Origin of the sequence: Streptomyces sp. NPDC048441 (assembly GCF_043200235.1) — a bacterium.
Classification (GTDB): domain Bacteria; phylum Actinomycetota; class Actinomycetes; order Streptomycetales; family Streptomycetaceae; genus Streptomyces.
The window spans coordinates 259,676-273,462 of the sequence record NZ_JBICXM010000004.1; the positions used below are offsets into that span (position 1 = coordinate 259,676).

13 protein-coding genes are annotated in these 13,787 nt (G+C 68.5%); 12 read left to right on the forward strand and 1 reads right to left on the reverse strand.

Annotation, left to right across the window (positions count from 1 at the left end; all coding sequences use genetic code 11):
- Positions 1 to 41 precede the first annotated feature (41 nt).
- From ACGFSB_RS12305 to ACGFSB_RS12360, 12 genes are all read left to right on the forward strand, one after another.
- Positions 42 to 1,301 carry an MFS transporter gene (locus ACGFSB_RS12305; protein ID WP_393397569.1) on the forward strand — a complete coding sequence of 420 codons (1,260 nt, stop codon included), beginning with the start codon at positions 42 to 44 and terminating at the stop codon, positions 1,299 to 1,301.
- Positions 1,302 to 1,310: 9 nt separating this feature from the next.
- Entirely contained in the window at positions 1,311 to 2,672 is a 1,362-nt protein-coding gene (pafA, locus tag ACGFSB_RS12310) for a Pup--protein ligase (RefSeq protein ID WP_055550703.1), read from the forward strand.
- A gap of 130 nt (positions 2,673 to 2,802) precedes the next feature.
- Positions 2,803 to 3,804, forward strand: coding sequence for an FKBP-type peptidyl-prolyl cis-trans isomerase (locus tag ACGFSB_RS12315; protein WP_393398062.1), 1,002 nt, complete (start codon positions 2,803 to 2,805; stop codon positions 3,802 to 3,804).
- A gap of 44 nt (positions 3,805 to 3,848) precedes the next feature.
- Positions 3,849 to 4,223 carry an FKBP-type peptidyl-prolyl cis-trans isomerase gene (locus ACGFSB_RS12320; protein ID WP_393397571.1) on the forward strand — a complete coding sequence of 125 codons (375 nt, stop codon included), beginning with the start codon at positions 3,849 to 3,851 and terminating at the stop codon, positions 4,221 to 4,223.
- Positions 4,224 to 4,383: 160 nt separating this feature from the next.
- Positions 4,384 to 5,337 carry a helix-turn-helix transcriptional regulator gene (locus ACGFSB_RS12325; protein WP_393397573.1) on the forward strand — a complete coding sequence of 318 codons (954 nt, stop codon included), beginning with the start codon at positions 4,384 to 4,386 and terminating at the stop codon, positions 5,335 to 5,337.
- 14 nt (positions 5,338 to 5,351) lie between these two features.
- The gene (locus tag ACGFSB_RS12330) at positions 5,352 to 6,341 is read left to right on the forward strand and encodes a helix-turn-helix transcriptional regulator (RefSeq protein ID WP_393397575.1); all 990 of its coding nucleotides are present in this window, start codon (positions 5,352 to 5,354) and stop codon (positions 6,339 to 6,341) included.
- Positions 6,342 to 6,352: 11 nt separating this feature from the next.
- Complete coding sequence (locus ACGFSB_RS12335) at positions 6,353 to 6,604, forward strand: hypothetical protein (RefSeq protein ID WP_393398064.1); 252 nt, start codon at positions 6,353 to 6,355, stop codon at positions 6,602 to 6,604.
- Between the two features lie 9 nt (positions 6,605 to 6,613).
- Positions 6,614 to 6,811: a hypothetical protein gene (locus tag ACGFSB_RS12340; protein WP_393397577.1), complete on the forward strand. Its 198-nt coding sequence runs from the start codon at positions 6,614 to 6,616 to the stop codon at positions 6,809 to 6,811.
- Between the two features lie 250 nt (positions 6,812 to 7,061).
- Positions 7,062 to 7,355 carry a Sec-independent protein translocase subunit TatA gene (gene tatA / locus ACGFSB_RS12345; RefSeq protein ID WP_393397579.1) on the forward strand — a complete coding sequence of 98 codons (294 nt, stop codon included), beginning with the start codon at positions 7,062 to 7,064 and terminating at the stop codon, positions 7,353 to 7,355.
- 47 nt (positions 7,356 to 7,402) lie between these two features.
- Positions 7,403 to 8,365 carry a twin-arginine translocase subunit TatC gene (tatC, locus tag ACGFSB_RS12350; RefSeq protein WP_393397581.1) on the forward strand — a complete coding sequence of 321 codons (963 nt, stop codon included), beginning with the start codon at positions 7,403 to 7,405 and terminating at the stop codon, positions 8,363 to 8,365.
- Between the two features lie 17 nt (positions 8,366 to 8,382).
- Entirely contained in the window at positions 8,383 to 9,291 is a 909-nt protein-coding gene (locus ACGFSB_RS12355) for a diacylglycerol kinase (protein WP_393397583.1), read from the forward strand.
- A 52-nt stretch (positions 9,292 to 9,343) separates the two neighbouring features.
- Complete coding sequence (locus tag ACGFSB_RS12360; protein WP_393397585.1) at positions 9,344 to 12,154, forward strand: DEAD/DEAH box helicase; 2,811 nt, start codon at positions 9,344 to 9,346, stop codon at positions 12,152 to 12,154.
- A 43-nt stretch (positions 12,155 to 12,197) separates the two neighbouring features.
- Here ACGFSB_RS12360 and ACGFSB_RS12365 read toward each other — a convergent pair whose 3' ends face one another.
- Positions 12,198 to 13,307 carry an LLM class flavin-dependent oxidoreductase gene (locus tag ACGFSB_RS12365; RefSeq protein WP_393397587.1) on the reverse strand — a complete coding sequence of 370 codons (1,110 nt, stop codon included), beginning with the start codon at positions 13,305 to 13,307 and terminating at the stop codon, positions 12,198 to 12,200.
- Between the last annotated feature and the right edge of the window lie 480 nt (positions 13,308 to 13,787).

Here is a 13,787-nt window from a genome sequence, read left to right on the forward strand (position 1 = left end):
CGTAACACCTAGGCGCGTCAGCGCGGGGGAGGGAGCGGCTCATGGCTTCCGGATACGCGGAGATCCTCCGTGCGCGGTACGTGACGCGGCTGCTCGCGGGCACTCTGGTGGGGCGGCTGCCGAACGCGACCGCGCCGATCGCCATCGTGCTCTTCATCCGTGCCGAGGGAGGCTCGTACAGCCTGGCGGGCGCGCTCGCCGCGGTCTACGGAGTGGCCAACGCGGTCGGACAGCCGCTCCTCGGACGCCTGGTGGACCTCTACGGCCAGCCGCGTGTGCAGTTGCCGGCCGCGCTGCTCTCCGCCGTCGGCATGGCGGCCTTCGCCTTCACGGGACCCGACCAACTCGCCTGGGCCTACGTCGCGATCGCCGCGGCGGGAGTGACCACACCGCCCCTCGAGGGTGGTCTGCGGGCGCTGTGGCCGAGCGTGCTGCGCGAGGAGAAGCAGGTGCACGTCGCATACGCCTTGGACGCGGTGGCGCAGGAGATCATGTTCACCGTAGGGCCGCTCCTCGTCACCGGATGCGTCGCGCTCTGGTCGGAGCAGGCCGCGCTGCTCGTCGTCAACGCCGTCGGAATCCTGGGCGCCCTCTCCGTAGTGGTGTCCAAGCCTTCGCGCGCGTGGCGCTCGGCCGACCGCGAGGCGCACTGGCTCGGTGCGCTCCGCTCGCCCGGACTCCTCGCGCTCCTCGGCGCGTATCTCTTTGTCGGCATGGCGCTCGGGTCCATCAACGTCGCCGGTTCGTCGTACGCGGACGGGAACGGCGGCGACGCCGTGTACGGGTGGCTCATGGCGGCGGTGGGGTTCGGTGGGCTCGCCGGCGGTGTGGTGTACGGGGCGCGTGAGTGGAAAGGCGTGCCGGAGAAGCGGCTCACCGTCCTCGTCGGGCTGCTCGCCGTCGGCTATCTGCCTCTGATGCTCACGCCGGGCCCCGTCGCGATGACGGCGCTCACGGTTCTCGCCGGGGTCTTCCTCGCGCCCTCGCTCGCCTGTGCGTTCATCGTCGTCGACCGGCACGCTCCGGCGGGCACGGTGACGGAGGCGTTCTCCTGGCTGGTGACCACCTTCATGGTCGGCGCGTCCCTGGGAACGGCGGGCGCGGGCCCGGTCGTCGAGTGGGGTGGGACCACGGCGGGCTTCGTCATCCCCGGGGTCGCCGGGGTGGCCGCGCTGCTTGTTCTGCTGGCCACGGGCCGGGTGCTCGAGATCCCCACGGATTCGGCGGTCGTTGCGGGTTCATCTGAAAATGATCGAAACGGTGCCGTCGAACCCGGTTTCAGGGCAGGGCATCAGGCGTAATGTTCAGTCATGGACCGCCGCATTTTCGGGCTGGAGAATGAGTACGGCGTCACGTGCACGTTTAGGGGACAGCGCCGTCTGTCTCCTGACGAGGTGGCGCGCTACCTCTTCCGCCGTGTTGTGTCATGGGGCCGCAGCAGCAACGTCTTTCTGCGGAACGGCGCCCGCCTCTATCTTGACGTCGGGTCACATCCGGAATATGCAACACCGGAATGTGACAACGTGACCGAGCTGGTCACGCACGACAAGGCGGGCGAGCGCATTCTGGAAGGCCTGCTCGTCGACGCCGAACGCCGCCTGCACGAGGAGGGAATCGCGGGCGACGTCTATCTTTTCAAGAACAACACCGACTCGGCGGGTAACTCGTACGGCTGCCACGAGAACTATCTCGTGGCCCGCCACGGAGAGTTCTCGCGGCTTGCGGACATCCTCATTCCCTTCCTCGTCACACGGCAGCTGCTGTGCGGCGCGGGCAAGGTGCTGCAGACTCCGCGCGGTGCCGTGTACTGCGTGAGTCAGCGTGCCGAGCACATCTGGGAAGGGGTCTCCTCCGCGACCACCCGCTCCCGGCCGATCATCAACACCCGCGACGAACCGCACGCGGACGCCGAGCGCTATCGACGGCTGCACGTCATCGTCGGCGACTCGAACATGTCCGAGACGACCATGCTCCTGAAGGTCGGCGCCACCGACCTCGTGCTTCGCATGATCGAGGCGGGCACGGTGATGCGGGACCTGACCCTGGAGAACCCGATCAGGGCGATCCGCGAGGTCAGTCACGACATCACGGGCCGCCGCAAGGTGCGCCTGGCCAGCGGCCGTGAGGCCTCGGCCCTCGAAGTGCAGCGGGAGTACTACGAGAAGGCCGTGGACTTCGTGGACCGCCGCGGCATCCGCACGGGCACGGTCGAACAGGTCCTGGAGCTGTGGGGCCGCACGCTCGACGCGATCGAGGCCGAGGACCTCGACCGGATCGGCACCGAGATCGACTGGGTCATGAAGTACAAGCTCATCGAGCGGTACCGCGCGAAGAACAACATGACCATGTCGCATCCGCGGGTCGCTCAGATAGACCTCGCGTATCACGACATCCACCGCCGTCGCGGCCTGTACTACCTCTTGGAGAGGAAGGGACAAGCCGCCCGTATCTGCAACGACTTGAAGATCTTCGAAGGCAAGTCGGTGCCGCCGCAGACGACCCGCGCGCGGCTGCGCGGTGACTTCATCCGCAGGGCCCAGGAACAGCGTCGCGACTTCACGGTCGACTGGGTGCATCTGAAGCTCAACGACCAGGCACAGCGCACGGTGTTGTGCAAGGACCCCTTCCGGTCCGTGGACGACCGCGTGGAGAAGCTGATCGCCGGTATGTAACCCCTGCGACAGGTGGTGCGTTGCGGGAACGCAACGCGGGGCGCCGTACGTTCCTCGTACGGCGCCCTTCTCCATGCGTAGAGTTGCGCGCACGCCAACCGACAAGATCGACCGATACGAGGCCCCCACCGTGCGCCGACGCTCACTTCTCCTGGCCGTTCCGGCCGGCCTGCTCACGCTGGCCGGTTGTGGTGACGACAAGAAGGCCGACAAGGCCAAGCCCAGCGACAGCCCGTCCCCTTCCAACTCGACGTCGGCCGCGCCGACCGCGAAGATCGTGTCCGGGCCCCTGCCCGAGATCACGAAGGGCACGAAGTTCGGCCAGAAGCCGACCGTCGCCAAGGGGCCGGGGAAGCCGTCCTCCGACCTCGCGGTCAAGACCCTGATCGAGGGCAAGGGGGCCGAGGTCAAGAAGGGCGACTACCTCCAGGCCAACTACCTGGGCCAGATCTGGGCCACGGCCAAGGTCTTCGACAACTCCTACGACCGCGGTAACCCCACGGTCTTCCCGATCGGCGTCGGCCAGGTCATCCCCGGCTGGGACCAGGCCCTGGTCGGCAAGAAGCTCGACAGCCGCGTGCAGCTCGGCATCCCGCCGAAGATGGGTTACGGCACCGAGGGCAACAAGCAGGCGGGCATCAAGGGCTCGGACACGCTGGTGTTCGTCGTGGACCTCGTGGGCACCTTCACCGCCAAGAGTTCGGCCAAGGGCAAGGAGGTCGCGCAGTCCAACATCTCCCTGCCCAAGGTCGGCACGAACACGGACGGCAAGGCCCCCTCGATCGACGTCCCGAAGAAGGAAGCCCCGAAGAAGCTCGTCGCGAGCTACATCCTCGAGGGCGATGGTGACGAGATCAAGGAGACCGACAGCCTCCTGTGCCAGTACAAGGGCGTGCTGTGGGCCGACGGCAAGGAGTTCGACTCGTCGTACAAGCGCGACCAGCTCGCCTCGTTCCAGCTCGCGCAGGTCGTCAAGGGCTGGGCGCAGGGCCTGACCGGCAAGAAGGTCGGCAGCCGTGTCCTGGTCATCGTCCCGCCGAAGCTCGGGTACGGAGACAAGCCGCCGCAGGGCAGCACCATCAAGAAGGACTCCACGCTGGTCTTCACCGTGGACATCCTCGCAAAGATGTAACACTGTCCCAGCTGGCCATTCGTATCAAAGCAGGAGCATTAGACGTGAGCATCGAGAAGCCCGAGATCGACTTCCCCGACGGTCCGGTCCCCACCGACCTCGAGATCGTGGACATCTGGGAGGGCGATGGCCCGGAGGCGAAGGCGGGCGCCACCGTCTCCGTCCACTACGTGGGCGTCGCCTTCTCCACCGGCGAAGAGTTCGACGCGTCCTGGAACCGCGGTAACCCGCTTCGGTTCGAGCTGGGCGCCGGACAGGTCATCTCCGGCTGGGACCAGGGCGTGCAGGGCATGAAGGTCGGCGGACGCCGCCGGCTGACCATCCCGGCGCACCTCGCGTACGGCGAGCGTGGCGCCGGTGGCGGCGCCATCGCCCCCGGCGAGACGCTGATCTTCGTCTGCGATCTCGTCAGCGTCTGAGCGACGGCTGAGGGCAGGGTCTGATCAGACCTGTCCACCGAGGGTCCATGCCTGTTCGGGCATGGGCCCTCGGCTTTTCCGGGCTGAGCCCTCGGCTTTTGCCACGACACCCCGGGGCGGTACGGTCGGCGGTCGGAAGCACTGTTGAGAAAGGGCGTCGATGGCCATTGCCAAGGCCGAGCGGCTGATGAACCTGGCGCTGTGTCTGCTGGGGACGCGGCGGCCGCTCAGCAAGCGCGAGCTGCGCGAATCCATCGAGGCCTATCTGGAAGCGGGCTCCGACGACTCCTTCAACCGGATGTTCGAGCGCGACAAGGACGATCTGCGCGAACTCGGCCTGGTCATCGAGACCGTGGAGAACCTGGACGGCGACGTGGGCTACCTCGCGCGCCGCGACAGCAACCGGCTTCCGCCCGTCACCATCGACGCCGAGGAAGCCGCGGCGCTCGGCCTCGCCGCCAAGGTCTGGCAGCAGGCACGCCTCGCCGGAGCCGCCAGCGGCGCCCTGCAGAAGCTGCGCGCGGCCGGGCTGCCCGAGGACCTCAACCCGCACGAGGCGCACAGCGCGCTCGAGCCGCGCATCCCCGTGCACGAGGCGTCCTTCGAGCCGCTGATGCTCGCCTGCCGCGACCGCCGCCCGGTCGTCTTCGACTACCGCAAGGCCACCGCCGCCCGCCCCGAGCCGCGGCACGTCGAGCCGTGGGCCCTTGAGTGCTGGCGCGGCCACTGGTATCTCGCGGGCTGGGACCGCGACCGCGGTGCCGAGCGCGTCTTCAGGCTCTCCCGCATCACCGGGAAGGTCCGGACCCGCGCCGGGAAGTTCACCGCCGACATTCCCGACGTGGTCACGGTGCGCGAGACCGTCGCGAGCTGGGCGGGGGAGAGCGCCGACCGCTCCGCCCTGATCAGGCTGCGTACGGGCGCGGGCTATCCGCTGCGCGCCAAGGCCGCCCGCATACGTGAAGTGGGCGAGGGGTGGGACGAGTTGGAGATTCCGTACGGGCACGGGCTCGACGCCTGGCTGGTGGAGTTCGGGCCCGATGTGGTGGTCCTGGAGCCGGCCGAGCTGCGGGCCGACGTAGTGGACCGGCTGCGCGCCGTGGCCAAGGGCTGAGGGGACGTACAACCATGGCCTCGAACGCCATCGACCAGACCCGGCGGATGCTCTCCCTGGTGACCTATCTCCGGGAGCGGCCGGGTGCGCACGTCACGGACGTGGCGCGCGCCTTCGGGATCACCGAGGACGAGCTGATCTCCGACCTGGACGTGCTGCCGCTGTGCGGGACCAGCTTCCGCGGCGGCGACCTCCTGGACATCGACACCGACGGCGACCGCATCTGGTGGCACAACCCGGACGACGTGGCGGCCCCTCTGCGGCTGGCCGCCGACGAGGCCACCGCGCTCCTGGTGGCGGCCCGCGCGGTCTCCACCCTTCCGGGGCTGCGTGAGAGCGACCGGCAGGCGCTGCTCCGTGCCACCGCGAAGCTGGAGACGGCGGCCGGTGAAGCCGCCGGGGCGAGCGCGCGGCTCTCGGTGACCTTCGAGTCCGAGGGCGGTGTCTTCGCCGACGTCGACCGTGCCATCTCCGAGCGGCGCAGGCTCTGGCTTCGCTACTACTCGCCCGCGCGCGATGAGCTCACCGAGCGCGAGGTCGACCCGATCCGGCTCTTCGCCGTCGGGCACACGTACATGGAGGCGTGGTGCTACCTCTCCGAGGCGCGCCGCACCTTCCGCCTCGACCGGGTCGCCGAGATCAGGATCCTCGACGAGCCGTCGTCGCCGCCCGAGGTCGAGCTGCGTGATCTCTCCGAGGGCCTGGTGCAGCCCGCGGCCGAGGACCCCGAGGTGGTCATCGAGGTCGGCCCCGGCGGGCGCTGGGTCGCCGAGTACTACCCGCACGACAGCGCCGACGAGCTTCCCGACGGGGGCCTGCGGATCACACTGCGCACCCCGGACCCCACCTCGCTGCGCAGGCTGGCGCTGCGGCTCGGCGGGGACGGGCACATCGTCTCTCCCGCCGATCTCGCGGACAGCGCGCGGTTGGCGGCACGTGAGGCGCTCGCGGCCTATGACAGAGCCCCCGACGGGTCGTACGACAGGCAGGAGCAAGGGCGTTGAACACCAGCATCATGTCCGAGATTCCCGGAATGTCGAGAATCGCCCCTGTGCTCTTCAGGGCGGCCTGCCCCGACTGCCGCGCCCGTTTCGAACTCTCCGCGGGTTCCCTGCGGTTGGCCATCGGAGCATCGGCCCGCACCACCTTCTACTCGTTCACCTGCCCCGAGTGCGACACCGCGGTCCGCAAACCGGCGGGCGAGCGCATCGTCGAACTGCTCACCGGCGGCGGGGTGCGGACGCTGCGTCTGCACTCGACCGTCTAGGCTCGGCGCATGTTCTGGGCGATGGTGGCGATTGCCGCGGGGTTCTGTGGCCTCGCCGTGCTCGGCGTACTGGCGATCCGCGTCTTCGTGGAGGCGCAACGCCTCGGCAGTCAAGTGACGGAGACCACACAGCGGATCAACCGCGCGGCGGAGGATCTTGAGGCGGCGGCGGCGAGTGTGGCCCGTGCGGGCCGAGATGTCCTTTAGATCCTGTGCATACTCCAGGTCTCACAGAGGCGCGTATTGCCCCCTCGGCCTGTCAACTTCCCTTGTCCGGAAGGTACGCTGCTGGCGTGGCCCGGAGTTGCGAGGCGCGGGCCGCAACTGGGAGTACGCACAGGGATTGCCCTGCGTTCACCCCTGAGCGTTACGATCGCTGCCAGCACGGTGGCCGGACAGCAGGTCCGGCCTGTCCGGCAGCCCCGCCCCTGCCGCCTCGGTGAGAAGGTAAAGACCTATGTTCGGAAAGATCGGCGCCCCCGAGATCATTCTCATTCTCGTCGTCATCGTTCTGCTGTTCGGCGCGAAGAAGCTTCCCGACATGGCCCGGTCGCTCGGCAAGTCCGCGCGCATCCTCAAGAGCGAGGCCAAGGCGATGAAGACGGACGGCAAGAAGGACGAGGCCGCTCCGGCAGACCCGCCCAACGACCCCTCCGCCGCCGCTCAGCCGCGCACCATCCAGGCCGCGCCCGGCGACGTGACCAGCTCCCGCCCGGTCACCGAGCCCACCGACAGCACCACTCAGCGCTGATCCAAGGCCGGCGACGGCCGGCCTGCCGCACGAGATGAGGACGTGGGTTGCTCAAGTCTGCCCGCAAGAAGGAACAGGATCCCGAGGGGCGGATGCCGCTTGCGGAGCACCTGCGTGAGCTGCGCAACCGGCTCGCGAAGGCCGTGCTGGCCATCATCGTCGTCGCGATCGTCGCCGCGTTCTTCTACAAGGACATCATCGAGTTCTTCACGAACCCGATCCTGAAGTCCGTGGGGTGCGAGTCCAGCTTCGCCGAGCTGGCGAAGAACGGCGGCCAGGAGACCTGCGCGCGCATCGTGCTGAACGGTCTGCTCACGCCGTTCACGCTCGCCCTCAAGGTCTCCCTGATGGCCGGCGTGGTGCTCGCGTCGCCGGTCTGGCTCTACCAGCTCTGGGCGTTCGTCGCGCCGGGGCTGCACCGCAGCGAGAAGAAGTACGCCTACGGATTCGTGGGAGCGGGCTTCCCGCTGTTCCTCGGCGGCGGGTTCTTCGCGTACAAGACGCTGCCGACGATGGCCCGGGTGCTGCTCGACTTCTCGCCGGGCGGTGTCGACAACCAGCTGCCCCTTGACGAGCTGCTCGACCTGGTCACCCGCATGGTGATCGTCTTCGGCCTCTCCTTCGAGCTGCCGCTTCTTCTGGTGATGCTGAACCTCACCGGGGTGCTCACCGGCAAGCGGATGCTCGGCTGGTGGCGCGGCATGATCATGGGCATCACGGTCTTCGCGGCCGTGGCCACGCCCAGCACCGACCCGCTGACCATGATGATGCTCGCCGGGCCGATCTGGGTGCTGTACTTCGCGGCCACCGCCTTCTCGCTCCTCAACGACCGGCGCAAGGCCAGGATCGAAGCGGCCGGGCCCGACGACGACGAGGCGTCCGACCTCGATCTCACGCCCGAGGACGTCGGCGAGATCGAACCCGTCTCCGCGAATCGTGCGCTGCCCGAGCAGGCGAGCGGCGACAGCACGAACCGAGATCGAGTAAACGGTTTCGATGACGTGACCTGATCTTGTATGGTCCGGCCGTGACCAGCGAGATCACCCTCTTCGTCAATCCCACCGCAGGCCGCGGCCGGGGCGCCCACGCGGCGCAGCCGGCCGCTTCGGCGTTGCGGGCCGCGGGCTTCTCCGTGCGCACGGTCATCGGCGAGGACTCCGCCGACGCGCTGCGCCGGGCGCGTGATGCCGTCGACAGCGGTACGCGCGCGCTGATAGCCGTCGGCGGTGACGGCATGGCGAGCCTCGCGTTGCAGGCCGTCGCCGAGACTCCGACGCCCCTGGGAGTGATCGCGGTGGGCACCGGCAACGACTTCGCGCGTGCCCTCGGGCTCCCGGTGCGCGACCCCGGCGCCGCGGGCGCGGTCATCGCCGAAGCGCTCGACGCGGGGCGTACGCGCGATGTCGACCTGGGGAGGGTCGGCAAGACGTGGTTCGGCACCGTGCTCGCCTCCGGCTTCGACTCACGGGTCAACGACCGGGGCAACCGGATGCGCTGGCCCACCGGACGCTTCAAGTACGACCTCGCGATGGCCGCCGAGCTGGCCGCCTTCCGGCCCATCCCGTACCGGATCATGCTGGACGACGGCCGGGTCCACGAGGTCGACGCGACGCTCGTCGCCATCGGGAACGGGTCGTCGTACGGCGGTGGCATGAAGATCTGCGCGCGGGCCGACATGAGCGACGGTCTCTTCGACATCACGGTCGTCGGCGACTGTAGCCGTACGACCCTCCTGAAGGTCTTCCCGCGGGTCTACAAGGGAACGCACCTGGACCATCCCAAGGTGACCGTGTTCCGGGCGGCGAAGGTGGAACTCGCCGCCTCCGGAGTCACCGGGTACGCGGACGGGGAGCAGCTCGGCGGGCTGCCGCTGACGGCGGAGTGCGTGCCGGGGGCCGTACGGGTGCTCGGGCCCGAGGGGCCGCAGGGACCGTAAGGCAGATAATGATCGTCCGTTGTCAGTGGTGGCCGGTAGTCTCGAAAGCACGATGACAGAGGACCTCTCACCGGCCGAGCGGTACGCGGCGGCGCGCGAGCGCGCTGTCGAGCAGGCCACAGCACTCGCCGGCTTCCGCGAGATGTACGAATTCGGCCTCGACCCCTTCCAGATCGAGGCCTGTCAGGCGCTCGAGTCGGGCAAGGGTGTGCTCGTGGCCGCCCCCACGGGCTCGGGCAAGACGATCGTCGGCGAGTTCGCCGTGCACCTGGCCCTGCTGCAGGGCAAGAAATGCTTCTACACGACGCCGATCAAGGCGCTCTCCAACCAGAAGTACGCCGACCTCTCCAAGAGATACGGCGCCGACAAGGTCGGTCTGCTGACCGGCGACAACAGCGTCAACTCCGATGCGCCGGTGGTCGTCATGACCACCGAAGTCCTTCGGAACATGCTGTATTCGGGCTCGCAGTCGCTGCTCAACCTCGGCTATGTGGTGATGGACGAGGTGCACTACCTCTCCGACCGCTTCCGTGGCGCCGTCTGGGAAGAGGTGATCATCCACCTCCAGGAGTCGGTGACGCTGGTCTCCCTGTCGGCGACTGTGTCGAACGCGGAGGAGTTCGGCGACTGGCTGGACACCGTGCGCGGTCGCACGGAGGTGATCGTCTCCGAGCACCGGCCCGTCCCCCTGTTCCAGCACGTGCTCGCCGGGCGTCGGATGTACGACCTCTTCGAGGAGGGGGAGGGCCAGCGAAAGGCCGTCAACCCCGACCTCACGCGCATGGCGCGGATGGAGGCCAGCCGTTCGTACAACCCGCGTGATCGCCGCAAGGGCAAGATGGTCCGCGAGGCCGACCGTGAGCGCGAGCGCAGACAGCGGTCGCGGATCTGGACGCCGGGCAGGCCCGAGGTCATCGACCGGCTCGACTCCGAAGGCCTCCTGCCCGCCATCACGTTCATTTTCAGCCGCGCGGCCTGCGAGGCCGCCGTGCAGCAGTGCCTGCACGCGGGGTTGAGGCTGAACGACGACGACGCGCGGATGCGGGTCAGGGAGATCGTCGAGGAGCGCACGGCCGCCATCCCGGACGAGGACCTGCACGTCCTTGGGTACTACGAATGGCTGGAGGGCCTGGAGCGCGGTATCGCCGCGCACCACGCGGGCATGTTGCCCACCTTCAAGGAGGTCGTCGAAGAGCTCTTCGTCCGCGGCCTCGTGCGCGCCGTATTCGCCACCGAGACCCTCGCCCTGGGCATCAACATGCCCGCGCGCAGTGTGGTGTTGGAGAAGCTCGTCAAGTGGAACGGCGAACAGCACGCCGACATCACCCCCGGCGAGTACACCCAGTTGACCGGCCGTGCCGGACGGCGCGGCATCGACGTCGAGGGTCATGCCGTCGTCCTGTGGCAGCGTGCCATGAGCCCGGAACATCTCGCGGGCCTCGCGGGCACGCGCACCTATCCGCTGCGCTCCAGCTTCAAGCCGTCGTACAACATGGCGGTGAACTTGGTCGAGCAGTTCGGGCGGCACCGCTCGCGCGAGCTCCTGGAGACGTCCTTCGCGCAGTTCCAGGCCGACAAGTCGGTCGTCGGGATCTCCCGGCAGGTGCAGAAGAACGAAGAGGGGCTTGAGGGCTACAAGGCCTCCATGACCTGCCACTTGGGCGACTTCGACGAGTACGCACGGCTGCGCCGCGAGCTGAAGGACCGGGAGACCGAGCTCGCCAAGCAGGGCGCCAACCAGCGCAGGGTCGCCGCGGCTGCCGCCCTGGAGAAGCTGAAGCCGGGCGACGTCATCCATGTGCCGACCGGCAAGTACGCGGGCCTCGCACTCGTCCTGGATCCGGGGATTCCCGCAGGGCGGGTCAACGGCCACCGGGGCTTCGAGCATCAGGACGGGCCACGGCCGCTGGTCCTCACCGCCGAGCGGCAGGTCAAGCGGCTCGCGTCGATGGACTTCCCGGTGCCGGTCGAGGCGCTGGACCGGATGCGCATCCCGAAGTCGTTCAACGCGCGCTCACCGCAGTCGCGCAGGGACCTGGCGTCCGCGCTGCGCACCAAGGCCGGGCACATCGTGCCGGAGCGTCATCGCAAGGGGCGCGCTGCCGCCGCCGACGACCAGGAGATCGCCCGGCTCCGTACGGAACTGCGGGCGCACCCCTGCCACGGCTGCGACGAGCGTGAGGACCACGCGCGGTGGGCCGAGCGCTACTACCGGCTGCAGCGGGACACCTCGCAGTTGGAGCGGCGCATCGAGGGGCGTACGAACACCATCGCGCGCACCTTCGACCGCATCGTCGCGCTGCTCACCGAGCTCGACTATCTGCGCGGCGACGAGGTCACCGAGCACGGGAAGCGGCTCGCCCGGCTCTATGGAGAGCTGGATCTCCTGGCGAGCGAATGCCTGCGGGAGGGTGTGTGGGAAGGGCTCAGCCCGGCTGAACTGGCCGCGTGCGTCTCGGCGTTGGTGTTCGAGGCGCGGATGGCGGACGACGCGCTCGCCCCCAAGCTGCCGTCCGGGAACGTGAAGGCCTCGCTCGGTGAGATGGTGAAGATCTGGGGGCGGCTCGATGCCCTGGAGGAGGACTTCAAGATCAATCAGGCTGAGGGGGTCGGGCAGCGGGAGCCCGATCTCGGGTTCGCCTGGGCGGCGTACATGTGGGCGTCCGACAAGGGCCTCGATGAGGTGCTCCGGGAGGTCGAGATGCCCGCGGGGGACTTCGTCCGGTGGTGCAAGCAGGTGATCGATGTGCTGGGGCAGATTTCCGCGGCTGCTCCCCGCGAGGGGTCGACCGTGGCCAAGAATGCCCGGAAGGCTGTGGACCAGCTGTTGCGGGGTGTGGTGGCGTACAGCTCGGTCGGCTGACGGTGAGCCGGGCCGGGCGGGCCCTCCGGCGTTTGAGGAGTCCTCAAACGCCGGACGGGCTGGATAGGTCAGCGTCCCGCTTGGCGACCTCTTCCCGCACGATCGGGATCACGTGTCGGCCGAAGTCGATCGCGTCGTCCAGAAGGTCGTAGCCGCGGGCCGAAAGGATCTCCACTCCCAGGTCGTAGTAGTCGAGCAGGGCCTGCGCGACCGTCTCCGGAGTGCCCACCAGCGCCGTCGAGTTGCCCGCGCCGCCCGTCTCCGCCGCGGTCGGGGTCCACAGGGCGCGGTCGTGGCGCTCACCCGACGCGGCCACCGCGAGGAGCCGCTGTGAGCCCGAGTTCTCCGGGTTCTTCAACGGGTGGCGGCGGGACAGGGGAGCGCCCGCCTTACGGGCTTTGATGCGCTCGAGCGTCGCGTAGGCCTTCTCCCAGGCCAGTTCCTCGGTCGGCGCGATGATCGGGCGGAACGCCACTTGGATCTTGGGAACGTCTGTGCGGCCTGCCGCCCTCGCCGCCGCCTTCACCGATTCGATCTGCTCGGCGGTCTGTGCGAGCGGCTCGCCCCACAGGCAGTAGATGTCGGCCTCGGCGCCCCCGGCCGCGTACGCCGCGGGAGACGAACCCCCGAACGAGACGCGCGGATGCGGCTGTTGGAGCGGGAAGGTGTCGCTGACGAAGTCGTGGAAGCGATAATGCTCGCCCTCGTGGTCGAAGGGCTCGTGCGAGGTCCACGCCTTCTTGATGATCTGGATGGCCTCGCGCGTACGGGCGTACCGCTCGTCCTTGGTGTGGAAGTCGCCCTCGCGCTGCTGCTCGTGGTCGTTCCCGCCGGTGATGAAGTGGACGGCCAGACGGCCGTCGCTGATGCGGTCCAGGGTCGCGAAGGTCTTCGCGGCGAAGGTGGGGTACGAGACGTTCGGGCGGTGCGCGACCAGGATCTGGAGCTTGTCCGTGCGCGCCGCGATGTAGGCGGCGGCGGGGGAGGGGTCGGGGGAGCCCGAGCCGTAGGCGAACAGGACGCGGTCCCAGCCGTGGTCCTCGTGGGCCCTGGCGAGCCGGAGTGTGTACTCCTTGTCGAAGGAGACGCCCGAGCGCGGGGTGACTTCGGAGCCTTCATTGGTCGCGGCGATGCCGAGGAACTCGACAGGCATGGTGGTGCCTCTCATCTCAACTGGTCTTGGTGTGAACCGACTTGGGGGCAGTCAGGAACAACACGACGCGGACCACACGCGACCGAAGTCGATGTGGTCGCGGGTGGTGAGACGCAGCTGAGGGCGCATGGCCCCAGTTGAACAGGCGTTCATATGGAGCGTCAACTACGGCCGCGCGGCGGCCATTCCCGGGGGCGCTCGGAGGCTTGTTCCCTGATGTTCGACACCATCACTCCGCGTGTTCGATTGATCGCCACGCGTGCAAATGGAGCCGAGTGTATGCCCGTCGATGAGGCGGCTGCAGAGGGTTCCTGAATATGACTCGGTGGTGATTCCGGCGGACTAAGCTCGCCCGGAGCGCGGCGAGTTGAAACGAGTTGCGATAGATTCGCGCGCTTGTTCCCAGATCTGTCGGTAGTTCCCATACGTTCTCCGATCCCAACTCCCCGTAATCTCCCCACATTTACGAGAATCACCCCT